Origin of the sequence: Spirillospora sp. NPDC029432 (assembly GCF_040703975.1) — a bacterium.
Classification (GTDB): Bacteria; Actinomycetota; Actinomycetes; order Streptosporangiales; family Streptosporangiaceae; genus Spirillospora.
This window is the reverse complement of the sequence record NZ_JBEZWH010000038.1, coordinates 27,278-48,626: the sequence shown is the minus strand read 5'-3', so window position 1 is coordinate 48,626 and position 21,349 is coordinate 27,278. Positions and strand designations below refer to the sequence as shown.

Annotated in this window: 17 protein-coding genes and 1 tRNA gene; 9 read left to right on the top strand and 9 right to left on the bottom strand. The window is 72.7% G+C overall.

Annotated features, from left to right (window positions below; all coding sequences use genetic code 11):
• Positions 1–2: 2 nt before the first annotated feature.
• Both AB0881_RS26390 and AB0881_RS26385 read right to left on the bottom strand, forming a co-directional pair.
• Positions 3–935 (bottom strand): ROK family protein, encoded by a 933-nt coding sequence (locus AB0881_RS26390; protein ID WP_366620921.1) that lies wholly within the window; start codon positions 933–935, stop codon positions 3–5.
• Positions 932–2,182, bottom strand: coding sequence for an FIST N-terminal domain-containing protein (locus AB0881_RS26385; protein ID WP_366620952.1), 1,251 nt, complete (start codon positions 2,180–2,182; stop codon positions 932–934). The genes AB0881_RS26390 and AB0881_RS26385 overlap by 4 nt, the downstream gene beginning before the upstream one ends.
• A 154-nt stretch (positions 2,183–2,336) precedes the next feature.
• Between AB0881_RS26385 and AB0881_RS26380 the strand changes: the two genes are divergently transcribed.
• Genes AB0881_RS26380 through AB0881_RS26370 form a run of 3 tightly spaced genes read left to right on the top strand, consistent with a single transcriptional unit; the run spans position 2,337 to position 6,316 of the window.
• Positions 2,337–3,758: a magnesium chelatase gene (locus tag AB0881_RS26380; protein ID WP_366620919.1), complete on the top strand. Its 1,422-nt coding sequence runs from the start codon at positions 2,337–2,339 to the stop codon at positions 3,756–3,758.
• Between the two features lie 26 nt (positions 3,759–3,784).
• Positions 3,785–5,800, top strand: coding sequence for a hypothetical protein (locus tag AB0881_RS26375; RefSeq protein ID WP_366620917.1), 2,016 nt, complete (start codon positions 3,785–3,787; stop codon positions 5,798–5,800).
• A gap of 30 nt (positions 5,801–5,830) precedes the next feature.
• Positions 5,831–6,316: a hypothetical protein gene (locus tag AB0881_RS26370; RefSeq protein WP_366620915.1), complete on the top strand. Its 486-nt coding sequence runs from the start codon at positions 5,831–5,833 to the stop codon at positions 6,314–6,316.
• 10 nt (positions 6,317–6,326) lie between these two features.
• Here AB0881_RS26370 and AB0881_RS26365 read toward each other — a convergent pair whose 3' ends face one another.
• Both AB0881_RS26365 and AB0881_RS26360 read right to left on the bottom strand, forming a co-directional pair.
• A complete protein-coding gene (locus AB0881_RS26365; protein ID WP_366620914.1) occupies positions 6,327–7,391 on the bottom strand; it encodes an alpha/beta hydrolase in 1,065 nt (354 codons plus the stop codon).
• Between the two features lie 210 nt (positions 7,392–7,601).
• Entirely contained in the window at positions 7,602–8,765 is a 1,164-nt protein-coding gene (locus AB0881_RS26360) for a cystathionine gamma-synthase (protein WP_366620912.1), read from the bottom strand.
• A gap of 172 nt (positions 8,766–8,937) precedes the next feature.
• On the opposite strand from AB0881_RS26360, the gene AB0881_RS26355 reads away from it, so the two are divergent.
• Positions 8,938–11,097, top strand: coding sequence for an MMPL family transporter (locus AB0881_RS26355; protein WP_366620910.1), 2,160 nt, complete (start codon positions 8,938–8,940; stop codon positions 11,095–11,097).
• Between the two features lie 180 nt (positions 11,098–11,277).
• On the opposite strand, the gene AB0881_RS26350 is transcribed toward AB0881_RS26355, so the two are convergent.
• Positions 11,278–11,481: a DUF397 domain-containing protein gene (locus AB0881_RS26350; protein WP_366620908.1), complete on the bottom strand. Its 204-nt coding sequence runs from the start codon at positions 11,479–11,481 to the stop codon at positions 11,278–11,280.
• Positions 11,482–11,945: 464 nt separating this feature from the next.
• On the opposite strand from AB0881_RS26350, the gene AB0881_RS26345 reads away from it, so the two are divergent.
• On the top strand, positions 11,946–12,692 hold the full coding sequence (locus tag AB0881_RS26345; RefSeq protein WP_366620906.1) for a dienelactone hydrolase family protein: 747 nt from the start codon (positions 11,946–11,948) through the stop codon (positions 12,690–12,692).
• Between the two features lie 55 nt (positions 12,693–12,747).
• Here AB0881_RS26345 and AB0881_RS26340 read toward each other — a convergent pair whose 3' ends face one another.
• The gene (locus AB0881_RS26340) at positions 12,748–14,130 is read right to left on the bottom strand and encodes a cystathionine beta-synthase (RefSeq protein ID WP_366620905.1); all 1,383 of its coding nucleotides are present in this window, start codon (positions 14,128–14,130) and stop codon (positions 12,748–12,750) included.
• 178 nt (positions 14,131–14,308) lie between these two features.
• Here AB0881_RS26340 and AB0881_RS26335 point away from each other — a divergent pair, with 178 nt between their 5' ends.
• The 4 genes from AB0881_RS26335 (at position 14,309) to AB0881_RS26320 (ending at position 18,633) form a co-directional block, all read left to right on the top strand.
• Positions 14,309–15,328 (top strand): SGNH/GDSL hydrolase family protein, encoded by a 1,020-nt coding sequence (locus tag AB0881_RS26335; protein WP_366620903.1) that lies wholly within the window; start codon positions 14,309–14,311, stop codon positions 15,326–15,328.
• Between the two features lie 86 nt (positions 15,329–15,414).
• Positions 15,415–16,791, top strand: coding sequence for a PQQ-binding-like beta-propeller repeat protein (locus AB0881_RS26330; protein ID WP_366620901.1), 1,377 nt, complete (start codon positions 15,415–15,417; stop codon positions 16,789–16,791).
• A gap of 192 nt (positions 16,792–16,983) precedes the next feature.
• Complete coding sequence (locus tag AB0881_RS26325) at positions 16,984–18,204, top strand: acetyl-CoA C-acetyltransferase (RefSeq protein WP_366620900.1); 1,221 nt, start codon at positions 16,984–16,986, stop codon at positions 18,202–18,204.
• A gap of 201 nt (positions 18,205–18,405) precedes the next feature.
• Entirely contained in the window at positions 18,406–18,633 is a 228-nt protein-coding gene (locus AB0881_RS26320) for a DUF4287 domain-containing protein (RefSeq protein ID WP_366620898.1), read from the top strand.
• Between the two features lie 201 nt (positions 18,634–18,834).
• Here AB0881_RS26320 and AB0881_RS26315 read toward each other — a convergent pair whose 3' ends face one another.
• The 3 genes from AB0881_RS26315 to AB0881_RS26305 all read right to left on the bottom strand — a co-directional run bounded on the left by AB0881_RS26315 (position 18,835) and on the right by AB0881_RS26305 (position 21,346).
• Positions 18,835–19,632 (bottom strand): Bax inhibitor-1/YccA family protein, encoded by a 798-nt coding sequence (locus tag AB0881_RS26315; RefSeq protein WP_366620896.1) that lies wholly within the window; start codon positions 19,630–19,632, stop codon positions 18,835–18,837.
• Between the two features lie 144 nt (positions 19,633–19,776).
• Positions 19,777–19,852: transfer RNA gene (locus tag AB0881_RS26310), tRNA-Leu, on the bottom strand.
• Positions 19,853–20,050: 198 nt separating this feature from the next.
• Positions 20,051–21,346, bottom strand: coding sequence for a class I SAM-dependent methyltransferase (locus tag AB0881_RS26305; protein WP_366620895.1), 1,296 nt, complete (start codon positions 21,344–21,346; stop codon positions 20,051–20,053).
• Positions 21,347–21,349 lie beyond the last annotated feature (3 nt).

Genomic DNA, 21,349 nt, shown 5'->3' with positions numbered 1-21,349 from the left:
TTTCACGGGTTCCAGTAGGACCCGCCTTCGAAGATCAGGGCGGCGGCGCCGACGAGGCCGGCGGTCTGGCCGAGCGCCGCGGGGACGACCCGGACGCGCCGCGCGAAGTCCATCCGCGCGTGCGCCCGCAGCGCCTCCTCCAGGGGGTCGAACAGCAGCGGGCCCGCCTGCGACACGCCGCCGCCGATCGCGACGACCTCCAGGTCGCACAGGTGCGTCGCGGACGCGATCGCGATGCCGAGGGCGCGGCCGGCACGGCGCATCGCGGCGGCCGCGACCGGGTGCCCCCGCCGCGCGTCCGCGGCGAGGTCGGCGCCCGTGGGGTCGTCCTGGTCCCGCCGCCAGCCCTGGTCGCGCGCCCAGGCCGCGAGCCCGGGGCCGCGGGCGATCGCCTCCAGGCAGCCGCGGCCGCCGCAGCCGCACGGCGGCCCCTCCGGATCGACGACGACATGGCCGATGTGGCCGGCGTTGCCGCTGGCGCCGTCGATCAGCCGGCCGCCGAGGACGAGCCCGCCGCCGACGCCGGTCGACACGACCATGCCGAGCACGTTGCCGCACCCTCGGGCGGCGCCCTGCCAGTGCTCCCCGACGGCCACGCAGACGGCGTCGTTGTGGACGCGCACGGGCAGCCCCGGATACCGCTCCCTGAGCCGTTCGCGGAGCGGGAAGCCGCGCCAGGACGGGATGTTGATGGGCGAGACCTCGGCGGCGGGCCAGGTCATCGGGCCGCCGCAGCCGACGCCCACCCCGGCGATCCCCTCGGCCGGGATGCCGTCCAGGAGCGCTTCGAGGGCGTTCCAGAGGGTCTCGGGGTCGTCGCCCGCGGGGGTCGGGGCGCGGTCGTACGCGACGATCTCCCCGTCCGGGCGGACGGCGCCCGCGGCCAGCTTGGTGCCGCCGATGTCGATCGCCAGCACCGGGGCGCCGCCGGTCACGGGGCGTCGCCCTCGTCGCCCTCCCCGCGGCCCCCTGTGTCTCTGGTGCCCGCCGCGTCTGCCGTGTCCCCTGCGTCTGCTGTGTCTGCTGTGTCTTCTTCGGAGCCGAACGCGAGGATGGAGGCGGTGAAGCCGTGCACGTGGTTGCGTCCGGCGACCGGGCCGATCTCGCCCGCCGCGAAGAACCCGCCGACGCCCGCCGGGCCGAACGCGCCGTTCAGCACCCGCGCGTCATGGTCGGAGTCGTCGAACATCGCCCGGCCGCGCCCGTTGCACGAGAACAGCAGCGCGCCCTCGACCGGCGCCAGGTCGAACCGCTCCAGCAGCGCGGTCAGGTCCGCCTCGGCGGCCCCGGCGTCGCGCACCTGGAAGCGGACCGTGCGGCCCACCTCGACCACGTCGCCGATCACCAGCGCGCCGGTGTCGGCGTCGGCGTCGACCACCCCGCGCACCAGGAAGTCGCCGCGCTCGTGCTCGTCGGCGTACTCGTCCATCGCGACGCCGATCAGCAGCCCGTTGCCGGCCAGCTCCTGCTCCTCCTCGGGGAGCCCGAGCACGATGTGCTCCAGCTTCTCCAGCGCGGGGGTGCCGGCCAGCTCGTACAGGACGTTGTCCTCGGCGCGCGTCACCACCATGTCCGGGCCGACCGGGCGGGCGCCCTGGCTGACCACGGTGGTCGCGGCGACGTTGCCGCCCAGCACCACGCCGACCGCGCCGTCCTCGAAGACCTCGCCGTCCGCGAACAGCCGGACCGAGCCCTGGCCGGGCCTGCCGGCCATCCCGCCGACCAGCGGCAGCCCCGGCATCGCCTCCCCCGACCGTTCCACGAACGCGTCGACGGGGAACGAGTACGGGTCGGCGAGCAGCACGCCGACCACGTCGTCCGGCCGACCCTCCGGCATGCCGACGACGATCAGCCGGTCCTCGGCCTTGAGCGTCTCCAGCCGGAACGCCTCCACCCGGGCGCCCGGCAGCACCGCCGCCCAGACGCTCACCGCGCTGGCCTCCTCGACGCCGTGCCCGCCGCCGATCACGCCGTCGGCGCTGCATCCCAGCACCACGCCGGAGCCGGCGGCCGCCATCGCCGCCCGCCCCGCCTCCTCGACGGCGCCGGGGTCGTCGGCGGAGACGAAGACGCACACCAGGTCGGGCGGCGCGCTGAGCGGCGCCAGGGCCTTCTCGACCGCCGTACGGGCGGCGGCGCCCAGATCGGGCCCCAGAGCCAGTCCGTCTCCGAACCGCGTCATCGGCGGCGCCTCCCTCGTACGGTCCGCGGGATCGTTCACGGCCCTATCCTTCCCCCTCCGGTCTCCAGGACCCAAACAGCGCGCCCGCCGGGGCGCCCGAGGAATCCGGCCGCAAGGGTGCGATTCTCCGGAACGGCGACGTAATGTCGTTCGCGTGCGTCCAACCGAACCTCGTGAGAGCACACTGGGCGGGCTGCGCACCAGTGGCCACGTCCAGCGCTCGGTCAAGGCCGAGATCCGCCACAACCTGCTCACCCGGCTGAGATCCGGCGAGCCGCGATTCCCCGGCATCGTCGGGTTCGACGACACGGTGCTCCCCCATCTGGAGCGCGCCCTGCTCGCGGGCCACGACCTGGTGCTGCTGGGCGAGCGCGGGCAGGGCAAGACCCGGCTGATCCGGACCCTGACGGGCCTGCTGGACGAGTGGACCCCGGTCGTCGCGGGCTGCGAGATCAACGACCATCCGTACGAGCCGGTCTGCGTGCGCTGCCGCCGGCTGGCCGCCGAGGCGGGCGACGACCTGCCGGTGGCCTGGCTGCACCGCGAGGACCGCTACGGCGAGAAGCTCGCCACCCCCGACACCAGCGTCGGGGACCTCATCGGCGACGTCGACCCGATCAAGGTCGCCGAGGGCCGCACGCTCGGCGACCCGGAGACCGTCCACTTCGGGCTGGTGCCGCGCACCAACCGCGGGATCTTCTCCATCAACGAGCTGCCCGACCTGGCCGAGCGGATCCAGGTGGCGCTGCTGAACGTGCTGGAGGAGCGGGACGTCCAGGTCCGCGGGTACGCGCTGCGGCTGCCGCTCGACCTGCTGCTCGTCGCGAGCGCCAACCCCGAGGACTACACCAACCGCGGCCGGATCATCACGCCGCTGAAGGACCGCTTCGGCGCCGAGATCCGCACCCACTACCCGCTCGAACTGGACACCGAGCTGGCCCTGATCCGGCAGGAGGCCGACCTGGCCGACCTGGGCGGGGAGCCCGCCGAGGTGCCCGATCACCTGATCGAGATCATCGCCCGGTTCACCCGGCTGGTCCGCGAGTCGACGGCGGTCGACACCCGTTCCGGCGTGTCGGCGCGGTTCGCGCTGGCGGGCGCGGAGACGGTCGCGGCCGGTGCGGTGCGGCGCGCCGCGCTGGCCGGCGAGGAGCGCGCGGTGGCGCGGGTCTGCGACCTGCCCGCCGTGGTGCCGTCGCTGATGGGCAAGGTCGAGTTCGAGGTCAGCGAGGAGGGCCGCGAGCAGGAGGTGCTGGAGCACCTGCTGCGCCGCGCGACCGCCGAGACGTACCGCCGCACGCTCGGCGCGGCCGACCTCAACGGGCTGCTGGAGAAGTTCGACTCCGGCGACATGGTGGAGTCGGGCGAGCTGGTGCCCGCCGCCGAGCTGCTGCGCCGGATCGGCCCGGTGCCCGGCCTGGCCAAGATCATGGAACGGCTGGACATGAGCGGGGAGTCCCCCGGGCAGGCCGCCGCCGCGCTGGAGTTCGCGCTGGAGGGGCTGTTCCTGAGCCGCCGCCTGTCGAAGGACGTGTCCCCGGGGAAGGGCGACGGCACCGCCACGTACCGCACCTGATCCGCCGTCTCGCTGTTGGGAGTCCGATGAGCCGCTACCGGTACGGCGCCTACGAGGACGGGCCGGACCCGCTCGCCCCGCCCTACGACGTCCGGGACGCCCTCGACGCGATGGGCGACTCGGTCCTTGAGGGCACCCGTCCGGACGAGGCCCTGCGCGACCTGCTGCGCCGCGGCCTGCCCGGCGCGGACGGCCGGCGCGGGCTCGACGACCTGCTCCGGCAGGTCCGCGAGCGGCGCCGCGAGCTGCGCGACCGGGGCCGCCTGGACGGCACGCTGGAGCAGGCGCGCGCGCTGCTGGACACCGCGATCGGGCAGGAGCGGGCCGAGCTGTTCCCCGACCCGAGCGACGACGCCCGGCTGCGCGAGGCGGAGCTGGACACGCTGCCGGACGACACCTCGCAGGCGATCCGGCGGCTGTCGGACTACCAGTGGCGGTCGGACGCGGCGCGCGAGACGTTCGAGCGGCTGAAGGACCTGCTGCGGCGCGACGTCCTGGACGCCCAGTTCCAGGGCATCAAGCAGGCGCTGGAGAGCCAGGACCCGGGCACGATGGAGCGGGTCAAGGACATGATGGCCGCGCTCAACCGGATGCTGGAGAAGGACGCGCGCGGCGAGCACACCCAGGAGGACTTCGACCGGTTCATGGAGGAGTACGGGGAGTTCTTCCCCGACCGTCCGCGGAACCTCGAAGAGCTGGTCGACTCCCTCGCCCGCCGCGCCGCCGCGATGGACCGGCTGATGGCCTCGCTCAGCCCCGAGCAGCAGGCCGAGCTGGCCGGGCTGATGGAGCAGGCCATGCAGGACGCGGGGCTGGCGATGGAGATGTCGCGGCTGAACGACGCGCTCCGCGCCCGCCGTCCCGACCTGGGCTGGGGCACCCCGGAGCGCATGTCCGGCGACCAGCCGCTCGGCATGGGCGACGCCACGACGGCGCTGGCGGAGCTCGCCGACCTGGCCGAGCTGGAGGCGGCGCTCGCGCAGGACTACCCCGGCGCCCGCCTCGACGACATCGACGAGGAGGCCGTACGGCGGGCGCTCGGCCGCCGCGCCGTCGACGACCTCGACGCGCTGCGCCGCATCGAGCAGGAGCTGGAGCGGCAGGGGTACCTCCAGCGGCGGAAGGGCGCGCTGGAGCTGACGCCCAAGGCCGTCCGCCGCCTGGGCGACACCGCGCTGCGCCGCGTGTTCTCCCAGCTCACCGCCGGCCGGCAGGGCGACCACGACCAGCGCGACGCCGGCCAGGCGGGCGAGCTGACCGGGGCGAGCCGCGAGTGGCGGTTCGGCGACGAGCAGCCGCTCGACGTGGTCCGTACGGTGAGCAACGCCATCCGCCGCAACGTCATGGAGGCGCCGGCGGCGGGCCTCACCGTCGCGCCCGAGCCATCCCCGCCCGCGAACGGCACGCGCCCGCGTCCCGTACGGCTCAGTGTGGACGACTTCGAGGTCCACGAGACCGAGCGGCGCAGCGCCGCCGCCGTCTGCCTGCTCGTCGACCTGTCGTACTCGATGGTCCTGCGCGGCACCTGGGGCGCCGCCAAGCAGACGACGCTCGCGCTGCACTCGCTGGTGACCAGCAAGTTCCCGCAGGACGCCATCCAGATCATCGGGTTCTCCAACTACGCCCGCACGCTGCACCCGACCGAGATGGCCGGCCTCGACTGGGACATGGTCCAGGGCACCAACCTGCACCACGCGCTGATGATCGCCGGCCGCCATCTGGACCGGCACCCCGACTTCGAGCCGATCGTCCTGGTCGTCACCGACGGCGAGCCGACCGCGCACCTCCAGCCGAACGGCCGCTCGCTGTTCGACTACCCGCCGTCCCCCGACACGCTCGTGCTGACGCTGGCCGAGGTCGACAAGATGACGCGGCGCGGCGCCTGCATGAACTTCTTCATGCTGGCCGAGGACCGGCGGCTGGTGTCGTTCGTGGAGGAGGTCGCCCGCCGCAACGGCGGCCGGGTCTTCGCGCCCGACGCCGAACGGCTGGGCCAGTACGTGGTCAGCGACTACCTGAGGGTGCGGCGCGGCCGCCGCTGAGCCCGCGGAGGCGGCCGCTAGGGTCGCGGTATGTCGACATCCGATCGCCTGCTGCTCCTCCTGCACATCGGTTTCGCGATCTTCACGCTGGGACCGCTGACCGCCGCCACGATGGCCACCCCGCGCTACATCCGCGCCCGGAACGTGACGGTCGTGCGCTACCTCAACCGCGCCACCCGGATCTACGGCCTGGCGACGCTGGGCGTGTTCCTGTTCGGCCTGTTCCTGGCCAAGGGGCGGTTCGACGAGGTGTGGCTGTCGGCGTCGATGACGCTGTTCATCGTGTCGCTGGTGCTGCTGTTCATCGTGGAGAACGACCAGCGCAAGTCGGCGAACCTGCTGGAGACCGCGGCCGCCGGGGAGACGGCCGCGGCCGAAACGGGCGGCGAGGAGAAGCCCGCCGCCGCCCGTACGGACGACGTGGCCCAGGTCCAGCGCGGCCGCATCGCCGCCATCTCAGGCGTGATCGCGCTCCTGTGGCTGGTGATCCTCGTCCTGATGGTCTGGAACGGCTGACCCGCCGCGGCTACTTGGTGCGCGCCCTGAGCCAGTTGCGGATGGCCGGGTAGACGGTCGCGTCCTCCAGGAGCTCGGAGGCGTGGCCGTCGCCGGGGACCACCTTGACGGTGGCGCCCACGCCGGCGCCGCGCAGGGCGGAGGCCAGGGCCGTGCTGTGGGTGGACGGGACCAGTTCCTCGGCGGCGTGCATGAGGAGCGCGGGCGCGTCGCCGGCGCCGGCGTGGGTGGTGGCGTTGGAGTCGTCGACCCGCTGCCAGCACTCGGGGTCGGCCTCGTTCGGCACGCAGCCGACGAGCTTGACGACCGCGCGGCGCAGGTAGCGCTGGCCGCCGGTGGCGTCGGCCTTGAGACCGTCCTGGTACGCCAGGTACGGGGTGTTGACGGGCGACAGCGCGAGGACGCCGCGCACCCGCTGGGCGCCCTGGCCGTACGTGCCGAGCTGGCTCGCGAGCAGGCCGCCGGCCGAGGAGCCGAACGCCACGATCCGGTCGGGGTCGATGTTCCACCGGGCGGCGTTGCGCTTGACGAAGTCGAGGGCCGCCATGGCGTCGTCGCGCTGGGCGGGCCAGGCGGCCTGGTGCGCCAGCCGGTAGTTGGCGGAGAAGACCGTGTAGCCCTCGTTGGTGAGGCGCCGCGCGAAGTACTTCCAGGACGACTTGTCGCCGGTGATCCAGGACCCGCCGTGGAACAGCAGGACGGCCGGGCCGGGCGGCGTGCGCCGCGCCTGGGCGTTCTCCTGGCCCTCCTGGCCCTCTTGGCCCTCTGCGCCGGTGCCGGTGCCCGTACCGGTGCCGGGGCGCCAGTACGCGTCGAGGCGCTGGCGGGGGTGGCGGCCGTAGGCGTACGTGGACGCCTTGGGCGGCTTGGGCGTGACCATGACCGCGCTGGAGGACGAGACCGCGTCGGCGCCGCCGGCCGGCTGCCCGCCGCCGGTCGCGGGGGGCGTGCTCGGGGTCCGCGAGCCGGGGGTGCCGGACTCCGACGGGGAGCCGGTGGGCGAGCCGGGTGTCAGGGAGGGCACGGACGCGGTCGGGTCCGGCGGGGTGGCCTGCGCGCCCCCGGGAACGGCCACAGCAGCGATACACGTCGCGGCGAACGCCGCCCCGCACACCAGTACTTTGCGCACTCCGGTGCCCTTTCTCGGCGGAACCTGGCGCGGACATCATAGAGCCTTGATCAGTTCTCTACCGGAATGCCGCCCGAAATCCCCCTCGGGTGTCGCCCCCGTCCCCGCGGGCCACCCCGGCCCACCTCGGCGAACGCCGCCGCGAAGCGGTCGACGTCACATGATCGCGGCGGCCGCGAGCGCCCGCTCCAGATCGCGCAGCAGGTCGTCGGCGTCCTCGATGCCGACCGACAGCCGGACCAGGTCGGCCGGGACCTCCAGCGGCGACCCGGCGGCCGAGGCGTGCGTCATCCGGCCCGGGTGCTCGATCAGCGACTCCACGCCGCCCAGCGACTCGCCCAGCGTGAACAGCTTGGTGCTCTCGCAGACCCGTACCGCGGCCTCCTCCGAGCCCATCCGGAACGACACCATCCCGCCGAAGCCCTTCATCTGCTTGGCGGCGGTCTCGTGCCCCGGGTGCGCGGGCAGCCCCGGGTAGAGGACCTCCCGCACGCTCTCGTGGCGGGTCAGCATCTCCACGACGGCGGCGGCGTTCGAGCAGTGCCGGTCCATCCGCACCCCGAGCGTCTTGATCCCGCGCAGCGTCAGCCAGGCGTCGAACGGCCCGGCGACCGCGCCCATGGAGTTCTGGTGGAACGCCAGCCGCTCCCCCAGCTCGGCGGAGGACGTGATCAGCGCGCCGCCGACCACGTCGGAGTGGCCGCCGATGTACTTGGTGGTGGAGTGCACGACCACGTCGGCGCCCAGCGTCAGCGGGCGCTGGAGGTACGGCGACGCGAAGGTGTTGTCGACCACCAGCAGCGCGCCGGCGTCCCGCGCGACGCCCGCCAGCGCGGCGATGTCGGCCACGCCCAGCAGCGGGTTGGTCGGCGTCTCCACCCAGATGATCTTCGTTTCCGGGCGGACCGCGGCCCGCACGGCGGCCACGTCCCCCAGCGGCACCGGGTCGTACGCCAGCCCCCAGGGCGCGGCCACCTTGGCGAACAGCCGGTACGTGCCGCCGTACGCGTCCCCCGGGATGATCACGTGGTCGCCGGGCCGGCACAGCGCGCGCAGCAGCGTGTCCTCGGCGGCGAGCCCGGACGCGAACGCGAGCCCGCGCACGCCCGCCTCGATCTCGGCGAGGCATACCTCCAGCGCGGTACGCGTCGGATTGGCCGAGCGGGAGTACTCGTAGCCCCCGCGCAGCCCCCCGATGCCGTCCTGCTTGTATGTGGAGACCTGGTAGATCGGCGGCACGACCGCACCCGTCGCCGGGTCCGGCTCCTGCCCCGCGTGGATCGCCAGGGTGTCGAATCCGTGGTGAACGTCCTTGTCCATGAGGACGAGGCTACCCACCGTCCGCCCTCCTGGAGGAGGAGGCGATCCCCCGCAGGTATCACCCCTCATTTCGGCTCCCTGGGTGACCAAATCATGGAACCGGATCTCTACCGTTTGTGGGGTATCGGGGCGCCTTGCGTCCCCCTATCCCTGGATTACCTAAGGAAGTCGCATGTTCGCACGGCTGGCGCGCGTCGTCGTGAGACACCCGTGGTGGACGATCCTTGCCTGGGTCGCCGCCGCGGCATTGATCATCGTGTTCTCACCCAAGCTCACCACCGAGTCCGACCAGGGCGACTTCCTGCCCTCGTCGTACGAGTCCATCCAGGCCGCGGAGATCGCCGAGAAGGCGTTCCCGCAGCAGGAGGACGCCAACACCCTGATCGTGTTCAAGCGGTCCGACGGGGGCCCGCTGACCGCCGCGGACACCGCGAAGGTCGGCCAGGTCGCCCAGGCGCTGAACGCCCAGAAGCCGGAGACCGTCCTCGGCTTCCTGGCCAGCCCGGAGACGGTGGCGCCGAACAAGGCCGTCCAGGTCGTCGCGGCGCCGATGCAGGGCACCTCCATGGACGCCCAGACCAAGCAGGGCGAGGCGGTCAAGGAGATCCGCAAGGATCTGAAGGGCCAGCTGGCGGGGTCGGGACTGGACGCCAAGGTCGGCGGTGACGTGGCCGGCTTCGTGGACAACGAGGAGTCGTTCACCCAGTCCTTCGAGATCGTCGGCATCGCCACCTTCGTGCTGATCATCGGGCTGATCCTGCTGATCTTCCGGGCGCCGATCGCCGCGATCCTGCCGCTCATCGTGATCACGGTGACGATGGAAGTCGCGATGGGCCTGATCGGGCTCGCCTCGAAGGTCTTCGGGTTCTCCGGCGACGACAGCCTGTCCACGATCATCCTCATCGTGCTGTTCGGCATCGGCGCCGACTACTACCTGTTCCTGATGTTCCGGTTCCGGGAGCGGTTGCGGGCCGGCGACGACAAGAAGACCGCGATGATCAACGCGGTGGAGCGGGTCGGCGAGGTCATCTCGTCCGCGGCCGCCGCCATCGCCGTCACGTTCCTGGTACTGCTGCTGGCGACCTTCGGGGTGTTCAGCGCCTGGGGCCCGGCCCTGGCCATCGCCGTCGTGGTGATGGGCATCACCTCCCTCACCCTGTTCCCGGCGCTGGTGTCGCTGCTCGGCACCGCCGTCTTCTGGCCGTCCAAGGCGTGGAAGAAGCAGCCCAAGGCCACCGTCTCGCGCCGGCTCGGCGGGTTCGTCGGCAAGCGCCCGGCCCTGGCCGCGCTGGTCTCCGGCGGCATCCTCGTGGTGCTGGCGGGCGGCGCGCTCGGTTTCAAGGCCGACTACGACTTCGCCGCCGGCTTCCCGCAGGACACCGAGTCCGCGCAGGCCGCCAAGGACATGCAGAAGGGCTTCCCGCCCGGCCTGACCACCCCGGTCCAGGTGTTCCTCAAGAGCGAGAACGGGCAGCCGCTCACCCAGCAGCAGCTCACCGAGTTCGGCACGAAGGCCAAGGGCGCCCCGGGCGTCGGCCAGGTGCGGCCGGCCGTGCCCGGCACCGACAAGTCGGTGGCGCGGGTGGACCTGCTCCTCAAGCAGAACCCGATGTCCAACGAGTCGATCAGCCTGGTCAAGGACGACCTGGCACCGGCGGTGCACAAGATGGCGCCGGACGGGACCCGCGCCTACGTCGGCGGCCAGACCGCGGTCTTCGCCGACATCAACACCATCAACAACCGCGACCTGTCGGTCATCCTGCCGGTGGCCGCGGTCCTGATCGCGCTGATCCTGGCCCTGCTGCTGAGGTCGGTGGTGGCACCGATCTACCTGGTGGTGGCGGTGCTGCTGGGCTTCGCCGCCACGCTCGGCTCCGCGGTGTACGTCTTCCAGGGGGCGATGGGCGAGCCCGGGGTGACGTTCCAGCTGCCGATCATCCTCTACCTGTTCGTGCTGGCGATCGGGACCGACTACAACATCCTGATCACCGCACGGCTGCGCGAGGAGGCCAAGGAGGGCAACGACCCGCGCCGGGCGGCGGCGCTGGCGGTCGAGCACGGCGGCCCGACGGTCGCGGCGGCCGGACTCATCCTGGCCGGCACGTTCTCGGTGATGGTCATCGCCCCGGTCGCGATGCTCCAGCAGATGGGCTTCGCGGTCGCGATCGGCATCGCGCTGTCGGCCTTCGTGATGTCCCTCTTCCTGGTGCCCGGCCTGACCGCGCTGCTGGGCCACAAGGCCTGGTGGCCCGGGCACGGCGACGAGCCGCGCAAGCCCACCGGCCCGGAACTGGTGAAGGACGGCCGGCAGCCCTCGGAGGTCCACTCCTAGGGATCACAGACGTCGGGCCGCGGTACGGCGGTCGGTAAGCCGCCCACGAGACCGCGGCACCGCGGCCCGACTCCACTGAAGAAGCGCCGGAGGCCCCAGGCCTCCGGCGCTTCGCACGTACGAACAACGAGCATCCCCGCCGAGCACACGGCGGCGTCCCCGGGCCCTGCGCCCCCTGACTCAGAGATCCAGCCGACCGGCCTTGATCCGTGCGACCAGCCCGGCCATCGCCTCGGGCTTGAGGACCAGGTTCCCGGCTTCGGGGGCCTTGGAGTCCCGGACGCCAATGCTCCCACCGAGGTCCGCCAACTCGACGCAGGGGCCGCCTTCCTGGCCGCTGTGGCTGCTCTTGCGCCAGGCGGCGGCGCCGTTCAGATCCTTCACAGGCTCTCCATAACCTCACGGATCAGCGCCTCTGAGGCGACATCCGTCATGGCCGCGTTGCTGATCATGTCCCACCCTCTACGTACCCGATGTCAGGTTGATCTTCGCGGCTGAAGAGGGTGAAGCCGCTGGATGGGCCTGCACATCGTGGAGGCGCTCGCGGACCGGTGCTGGACGGAGCGGGCGGGCGGCGGCGGCAAGTGGGTGTGCGCCGAGATCCATTACCAGGAGACGGGTGGGTGAGCGGGCGGTGCGTCTGCGAGATCACTGACTGGGCTACGCTGCGTGGGATGACTACCGGGATGGCATGGCGCCGCGCACGGATCGGTTACCCGGTGCTCTTCTGAGCGCCGTACGGGCCGGTGCGGGCCCGCTGTACGAGCCAGGGTCCGGTGCTGTCGCGCGGGCTCCGCCTCCGTCGTGTTGATCACAGGTTCGACAGATCGATCACGACCGGAGGATTCATGTCCACCAAGACATTGCGGATTCCCACTGCGGACGGCCAGGCCGACGCCTTCGCCGCCTTCCCGGACGGCGGTGAGCGGCATCCGGGGGTGCTGCTGTACGCGGACGCGTTCGGGGATCGGCCCGTGCTGCGGGAGATGGCCCGTGAGCTGGCCGGGCACGGGTACTACGTGCTCGTTCCCCACTTCCTCTACCGGAACGGCCCGGCGCCGCTGGTCGAGCTTCCCGAGCACATCGGGGAGGAGGCACGGTCCGCGATCATCGCGCGGCTGATGCCCTTGATCGAGGAGCACCTCGTCGGCGAGCGAGTCGAGAGCGACGCGGACGCCTTCCTCAGGTTCCTCGTCGCGCAGCCGGAGGTGGGTGCCGGGCCGGTCGGGGTGACCGGCTACTGCATCGGGGGGCTCCTGGCGGTGCGCACCGCCTCGGCCTTTCCCGAGCAGGTGGCCGCCGTCGCCGGGTTCCACTGCCCCGTGGTCGCGGACGGGCCCGAGGGCCTGCACCGCATGCTCTCCAAGATCACCGCTCAGGTCCATCTCGGTCACGCCGAGACGGACCTGACGCCCGAAGCACTGGGAGAGCTCAACCGGGCCTTGGACGCGGCGGGTGTCAGCCACACCTCCGAGATCTACCCCGGGACCGTCCACGGCTTCACCATGGCCGACACCGACGCGTTCAATGCCTCGGGGCTGGAGCGCCATTGGAACCGCCTGCTGCCCCTCCTGGACCGTGCCCTGGCCGGCTGAGTCGCCGGAAGCGCCGGAGGCCAGGGCCTCCGGCGCTTCTGCGGGCGGTGTGCCGTCAGGTGCGGGCCAGGAAGGCGAGGAGGTCCTGGCGGGTGACGATTCCGGTGGGCTTGCCGTCCACGAGGACGACCGCCGCGTCCCTGCCTTCCAGGGCGGTCATCATGCGCGACACGGGCTCGCCCGAGCCGACGACCGGCAGGGGCGGGCTCATGTGCTTGTCCAGGGGGTCGTCCGACTGGGCCTTGTCGGCGTACAGGGCGTGGAGGAGATCGCGTTCCTCGACCGCGCCGACCACCTCGCCGGCCATCACGTCGGGGTGGCCCGCTCCGGGAGAGACGACGGGCATCTGGGAGACGCCGAACTCCCTGAGGACCTTCACCGCCTCCCCTACCGTCTCGGTGGGGTGCATGTGGACGAAGTTCGGGATGCCCTCCGACTTCTGCGTCAGGACGTCCCCCACCGTGGCCTCCGAGGTGGAGCGGTCGTCGCTGAACCCGTGCTGGCTCATCCACTCGTCGCTGAAGATCTTGCTGAGGTAGCCGCGGCCGCCGTCGGGGAGCAGGACGACGACCACCGCGTCCGGCTCGGCGCGGGCGGCCAGCCGCAGGGCCGCCACCACGGCCATCCCGCAGGAGCCGCCGACCAGCAGGGCCTCCTCGCGGGCCAGCCGGCGGGTCATCAGGAACGAGTCCTTGTCGGAGACCGCGATCACCTCGTCGCAGATCTCCCGGTCGTAGGTCTCCGGCCAGATGTCCTCGCCGACGCCCTCGGTGAGGTACGGCCGGCCGCTGCCGCCCGAGTACACCGAGCCCTCCGGGTCGGCGCCGACGACCTTCACCCGGCCGCCGGAGACCTCCTTGAGGTAGCGGCCCGCGCCGCTGATCGTCCCGCCGGTGCCGATGCCCGCCACGAAATGCGTGATCCGGCCGTCGGTCTGCGCCCAGATCTCCGGGCCGGTGGTCTCGTAGTGGGAGCGGGGGTTGTTCTCGTTCTTGTACTGGTCGGGCTTCCATGCGCCCGGGATCTCGGCGGCCAGCCGGTCGGACACCGAGTAGTACGAGTCCGGGTGGTCGGGCGACACCGCGGTCGGGCAGACCACGACCTCGGCCCCGTAGGCGCGGAGGACGTCGATCTTGTCCTTGGCGACCTTGTCCGGGCAGACGAAGACGCACTTGTAGCCGCGCTCCTGCGCGACGATGGCCAGCCCCACCCCGGTGTTGCCCGAGGTCGGCTCGACGATCGTCCCGCCGGGCCGCAGCTCCCCGGACTTCTCCGCGGCGTCGATCATCCGGACCGCGATGCGGTCCTTCACCGACCCCCCGGGATTGAAGTACTCCACCTTGGCGAGCACCTGCGGGCCGAGCCCGCCGGTCACCTTGCGCAGCCGAACGAGAGGGGTGTCTCCCATCAGCTCGACCAGTGAATCGTGTACGCGCACCGCGACGTCCTTGTCGGTGTGACATCCGCGTTCGACGGAAGGAACAGGCGTGTGTCCTGCGGCGAAAGGGATGCGGATTCGGATAGATTCCCGTTCCCGACGGTAGCCCAGATCGCCGCTCGCGGGCATCTAACCCTATGACGGGGTCGGCCCGGGAGATGACGGAGGGTCAGCGAGGATGAGGCTGAGGGCATTCACGGCGCGGCGCATCGCGACGGCCGCGGCGTACGGGGGCGGCGGGGTCACCGCCGTGGGCGGGCTGACGTTCGGGCTCATCGTCGCCGAGGCGCTGATGGCGAAGAAACTGATCATGGCGACCCCGTCGGGCGGCCCACCGGCCGCGGACGGGCTGTACGGCGGCGGCCTGCCCGGCGAGCCGCTGTCGTTCGCCGTCCTCGGCGACTCCACCGCCGCCGGCCTCGGCGTCCACAGCCCCGAGGAGACCCCGGCCGCCCTGCTCGCCGCCGGCCTCTCCTCGATCGCGGGACGCCCCGTGCGGCTGACGAACGTGGCCCGCTCCGGCGCCCGCTCGGCCGTCCTGGCCGGCCAGGTGACCCGCGCGCTGGCCGTCCGCCCCGAGATCGCCGTGATCATGATCGGTGCCAACGACGTGACGGGCCGCGTCCCGCCGGCCGAGTCCGTCCGGCACCTCGCCGCCGCGACCGAACGGCTCCGCGCCACCGGCTGCGAGGTCGTCGTCGGCACCTGCCCCGACCTGGGCTCGGTCCGGCAGCTGATGCAGCCGCTGCGCTGGTTCGCCCGCCGCCTCAGCCGCCAGCTCGCCGCGGCCCAGACCATCGTCACCGTCGAGCAGGGGGCCCGTTCGGTGTCCCTGGGCGACCTTCTGGGACGCGAGTTCGCCGCCGACCCCCGCGAGATGTTCAGCGCCGATCGTTACCATCCGTCCGCGAGAGGCTACGCCGCGGCGGCGGCCGCGGTGCTACCGTCGATGGCGGCCGCGCTGGGGCTGGAGCCGGACGACGTCCTGCCCGGCCCGCGGCACGGCCAGGGGGTCCTGCCCGTCTACCTCGCGGCCGCCGAGGCCGCCGAGGAGCCGGGCACGGAGGTCGCCGGCGCCCGGGTCGCCGGACGCGAGCGCGGTCCCCGGGGCCGCTGGGCGACCCTGCTGCGCCGCCGCGAGGTCGATCCGGCCGCTCCAGGCGGAGGCTCCGAGGCGATCGCACCCGGCGCGGCCTAGGCGAGGCGGCCCCCCGCTCCGATCGACCAGGGGAAACGATCACCCGGCGCCCGTCCCGCGGCGCCGAACCTCCAGGGGGAACGTCCATGGCTCACCACACCCACCGGCGACTACGGTCCGCTGTCATATCACCACCTATCGTCATCGGCCTCCTCGCCGCCGGCTGCTCCGGGGACGGTGAGGCCGAGGCGGCGCAGCCGTGGTCCGGCCGCGAGACCGGGATCGCGAGCCGGCCGGCCGTCGGGGCGGGGGTGGCCGCCGCGACCGGGGTACGGCCCGGCGGCGGCCTCGAGACCGGCGTGTACGAGCTGGCCGGCGGCAAGCGGCTGTGGGCGCGGCCCGCGACCATGGCGGGACGGCTGTCGGGCATGGGCGTCCAGCCGCCCGCCGTGACCGGAACGCCCGGAAAGGGGCTGGTGACGGCCCTGGAGCCGCGCGAGAGCGCGAGCGGGGACAAGAGGGAGAACAAGAGGGAGAGGTGGAACGCGACGCTCGTCGCCCGCGACGCCCGTACCGGCGCCGAGAAGTGGACGCGGCCGGTGCACTCGACGTTCGGGCCGGCGGCGTGCGGCGGCAACGTCTGCCTGTCGGAGTTCACGGCGACGAAGAAGGCGCGGTTCGTCGCGCTCGACCCGGCGACGGGCCGGGCGCTGTGGCAGTCGCCCGGGATCGCCGAGGTGGAGCACGCCGACGCGTCCAAGGTCGTGCTGTTCCGGATGTCCGGGCGGCCGGCGCTGGAGGCGCGCGATCCCCGTACCGGCCGGACGCTGTGGACGTTCCCCGTCGAGCAGGCGGTCGGCCGGGGCGTGAACCTGTCCGGCGGCTGGGCGTACGGCGCCCTCGACGACATGATCGTCGGGTACATGGCCCCGTACCAGGCGCGCGAGGACGCCCCGATGTCGCCGCACGGGTTCTTCGGCGTGCGGCTCTCCGACGGCAAGCAGGTCTGGGCGCGCAAGCGGCTGCTGCGCGTCTACCCGAGCGCCAACCCGGCGGTCGCGCTGATCGCGCGGGAGATCACCGACAAGGGGCACGGCGGGTTCGAGCGGCTCGACCCCCGGACCGGGCGCACCACCGCGCAGCTGGGGGCCGACAAGGCGCCCAAGTCGCCGTGGTGGCTGTCGTTCCCGGACGACCTCGGCAAGCTCGGCTTCGTCTCCCGGGGCAAGCCGGGCGCGGCGTACGACCTGCGGAACGGCGCGAAGGTCGACGCCCTGCGCGCCTGGTCGTTCTGCACGATGAAGCCCGCCGAGCTGAAGATCACCGGGCGCCGCGGCTTCTACCCGGTCGCGCCGCTGTGCGCCTACGACGTCGCCACCGGCAAGCGGTCGGCGCGGCAGGGCGCGCCGCCCGCCTGGTACACCGGTTCGTCCGACGGCTGGCGGGTGTGGCGCGACGAGCGCGGCACCCTGCACGGTGTGCGCGACACCAAGGGCAGCGCGCCGGGGATGTACGGCGTCTGAGCCGGTTGTGAGGGCGCACAGCGGGGGCGCGTCCAGTGGATCTTGTATCAACACCGCCCCGGGGCGGCGTGTACGGCGCCCCGGGGCAGCGGCTAGATTGCGTAGGTGACCGGTAAGTAACCCACGCCGGGACGGCACCCGCCCGCCCGGACAGATCGCCGAGACAGGTCACCCAGACAGGAGATCCTCACCATGGCCGAGGCAGTCATCGTCGCAACCGCGCGGTCGCCGATCGGGCGCGCGTTCAAGGGCTCGCTGAAGGACATACGGCCCGACGATCTCACCGCGCAGATGGTCACGGCCGCGATGGCCAAGGTCCCGCAGCTCGACCCGTCCCAGATCGACGACCTGCTGCTCGGCTGCGGCCTGCCGGGCGGCGAGCAGGGCTACAACCAGGCCCGGGTCGTCGCGACGCTGCTGGGCTGGGACGGCGTGCCCGGCGCGACCGTCACCCGCTACTGCTCGTCCTCGCTGCAGACCACCCGGATGGCGCTGCACGCCATCAAGGCCGGCGAGGCCGACGTCATCGTGTCCGCCGGCGTGGAGACCGTCAGCCGGTTCGCCAAGGGCAGCAGCGACGGCCTGCCCGACACCCAGAACCCGCTGTTCGCCGACGCCGCGGCCCGGACGGCCAAGCGCGCCGAGGGCGGCGCCGAGGTCTGGCGCGACCCGCGCGAGGACGGCGCCCTGCCCGACATCTACATCGCGATGGGCCAGACCGCCGAGAACGTGGCGCAGATCCGGGGCGTGTCCCGGCAGGCGCAGGACGAGTTCGGCGTCCGCTCGCAGAACCTCGCCGAGAAGGCGCTGAACAACGGGTTCTGGGAGAAGGACATCACCCCGGTCACGCTGCCCGACGGCACCGTGGTCAGCAAGGACGACGGCCCGCGGCCGGGCACCTCGTACGAGAAGGTGTCGGGGCTCCAGCCGGTGTTCCGGCCGGACGGCACGGTCACCGCCGGCAACTGCTGCCCGCTGAACGACGGCGCCGCCGCGGTCGTCATCATGAGCGACACCAAGGCCGCCGAGCTGGGCATCACGCCGCTGGCCCGGATCGTGTCCACCGGCGTCACCGGCCTGTCCCCCGAGATCATGGGGCTGGGCCCGGTCGAGGCGTCCCGCAAGGCGCTGGCGAAGGCCGGCATGACGATCGGCGACATCGACCTGGTCGAGATCAACGAGGCGTTCGCCGCGCAGGTGCTGCCCTCGGCCGAGGACCTCGGCATCGACCTCGACAAGCTGAACGTCAACGGCGGCGCGATCGCGGTCGGCCACCCGTTCGGCATGACCGGCGCCCGGATCACCTCGACGCTGATCAACGGCCTCGCGTTCCACGACAAGCAGTTCGGTCTGGAGACGATGTGCGTCGGTGGCGGCCAGGGCATGGCGATGGTCCTGGAGCGGCTGAGCTGAGGATGGTGCGTCGGCTCGGCTGACGATCTTTGTGGGTGGCCCGGACGATCTCCGTCCGGGCCACCTGCGCGTTCTCGCCGATCGTCACGTTATGAATGATCCACGTAACGTCACGGATAGGTCCCCGTTAGGGCCTTGTAACATCCCGGCCCATGTTGCAGAGTCGGCAGGAAGAGCAGCCCCTCGACCTGGAGGTGCCAATTGTCCCTGAGCCACTCGCCGGAGACGCACACCAAGCTCATCGCCCGCATTCCGCAAGTCACAGGACGTGACATCCCCGAGTGGTTCACCACCATCGAGAACGGTCCGAGCTTCGTCCGCTGCGACGAGCGCAGCAACTGGCTCGCCGACGAGCACGGCCTCTCGCATGGCTACGCCGCGGCCCTGGTGCGCGAGCACGAACGCGCCCGCCGCGCCCGTCACTACTGACGGAACAACTCCAGACGCCCGGAGGACCAGGGAGCACCCTGGAGTCCCCGACGTGTCGCGCGCGACGCGGCCGGCCAACGGGTCCGCCCCGCCGCCGCCCGCAGAGCCGGTACGGCCTTGGCCGCGAGCCCGTCCCGCGACATGCAGATCAGCCCCTGCCGCTCGTACCGGCAGGGGCTGATCGCTTGCGTCGGGCGGAGGTCAGTCGCGGCCGCTGAAGTACGACAGCAGGCGCAGCATCTCCAGGTAGATCCACACCAGGCTCAGCACCAGGCCGAACGCGCAGTACCAGGCGAACTTCTCCGGGGCGCCCTGCTTCACGCCCTGCTCGATCGAGTCGAAGTCGAGGAGGAGGAAGAAGCAGCCGACCAGGATGGCGACGACGCTGAAGACGTACGCCATCGGGTTGCTGGGGTCGCGGATGCCGATGCCGCTGTCCGGGCCGAAGACCTGGACGAGCAGGTTGACGAGCATCAGGCCCATGAGGCCGAAGCCGGCGGCGACCACGAACCGGGTGAACTTCGGCGTGACCCGGATGATCCGCAGCGAGTGGACGGCGAGCATGGCGCCGAACGCGAGCGCGGTGCCGATCACGGCCTGGAAGACGACGCCGTGGTAGAGGTCGTTGTAGGCGTTGCTGACGATGCCGACCATGACGCCGTAGAGGGCGGCGAAGGTGATCACCGTCGCGGCGTTGGCCTTCTGGCCGAAGGTGATGAAGGCCCAGACGCCGAGCTGGGCGATGATCGCCACCGCGAGCACCGGGATGGTCAGCGAGGACGGCACCAGCACCCAGGACAGCGCCGCCGTCACGATCAGCGTCGCGAGGGTCAGGAACCCGCGGACCACGACGTCGTCGATGGTCATCGGCCGGACGGCCGGCGGGGCGTAGGAGGGGGCGTTGTACATCTCGTTGAGCTGCTCGACCGGGGGCGTGCCGTACCCGCCGCCCTGCCGCCCGAAGGCGTTGCCCCTGAAGGCGGGGTTTCTGCTCTCCATCGGTTGCCTCCACTGTGGCTTTCTGATCAGTGTAGACGTGCAAGGGTGCGAAGAGGTTCCTGAAGGGTGACGGCCGGGTATCGGCCCGCCCGCGCGGCGGGTCGGGATCGGCCGGCGCCCTGGTCCGGGCGCCGGCCGGCGCGCTGGTGCCCCCGGTCGGATTCGAACCGACACAATGGCTCTTTTAGGGAGCCCGCCTCTGCCATTGGGCTACAGGGGCGGCGTAATCATACCTGGACCCATTGCACGTAACACCCTGCGATATTCGACCGAGACCGCATTTCTGCCGACTCGTGCTATGGCGGGCGGCACGGAGCGTGCCCGGTCCGCCCCTCCAGGTCAGCGCACGGTGTGATATTTCCCGTTCGCAGCGCGTTCTACCGTAAGAAGGGCCGGAAGATACGACTGTCCGCGCTGTTCATGGCGCCGCGAACCCCTGGACGGCCCGGCCCTCGACCAGGGTGGTTCCGGCCCGTCCGTCACGATCCCGACGAATGGCCCCAATTTCATGGACGCCGATCCGGCCGCTCTCGCAGGCCAGTGCCGACGCCGCCAGGTAGAGCAGCCAGACCCTCGCCCGGCCGGGTCCGGCCAATTCGGAGCATTCGGCCCAGTGCCGCTTCAGGTTCGCCGCCCACGCGCGCAGCGTCCGGGCGTGGTGCTCGCGCCGCGCGCCGAGCCGGCGGATCTCCAGCCCGGCGTCCTCCAGCGCGGTGACCAGGTCGCCGAGCGGCACCAGCTCGCCGTCCTCCGGGAACACGTAGCCGGTGGTGAACGTGCGCCGGACATGGTGCGGCCCGGGCCGCCGGACCGGCTGCTGGAGCAGCAGCCGCCCGCCCGGCGCGAGCAGCTCGTACAGCCGGGGGACGGCGCGGTCCAGCGACTCGGCCCCGGCCAGCCCGGCCAGCCCGGCGACCGCGTCGTACGGGCCGCCGCCGGCGCCGTCCAGCTCCCAGCCGCGCACCTCGACGCGGTCGGACAGCCCGGCCTCGGCCGCGCGGGCGGCGATGTGGTCGGCCTGGGCCGCGGTACGGGTCAGCGCGACGACGCGGGCGCCGTGGTGTTCGGCCAGGTGGCAGGCCAGCGCGCCCCAGCCGGCGTCGAGGTCGAGGACGCGCGCGCCGGGCCCGGCGCCGAGCCGTTCGGCGGCCGCGGCGAGCGCGGTCCGCTGCGCCTCGTCGAGGTCCACGGCCTCGTCCCACAGCCCGCCCGCGTGGGCCATGGTCGGGCCGAGCACGCGCGCGAAGAACGCGGCGGACTCGCCCATCGGCCCCGCGCTCCCGCCGCGGCGCCCGGCCGGGAACTCCTCGGGCGGCGGCTTGGGCTCGGGCCCGACGGCGCCGAGCATCACCGCCGTCCGGACGATCTCGCGCTTGTCGTCGCTGCTCAGCCGGATCGGCTCGTCCCCGCCGCGCATCACCCGCTGGACGGCGCCCAGCGCGGCGAACACGTCGCCTTCGATGTCGAGCTCGCCCGCCACGTACGCGCGGACCAGGCCCATCTCGCCGGGCTTCCACAGCAGCCGGCGCAGCGCCCGGCGGTGCCGCAGCACGAACTCGGGCGCCCCGGGCGGGCCGACGACGCTGCCGTCCCAGGCGCGGACGCGGATCGGCAGGTCGGCGGCGGCCCCGTCGCCGGCCGGGTCCTCCGCGCCGAGCAGGATCCTCGCCAGCAGCGGGGCGAGCCGGGAGGCGACGCCGTCGTACGCCGGCATCGG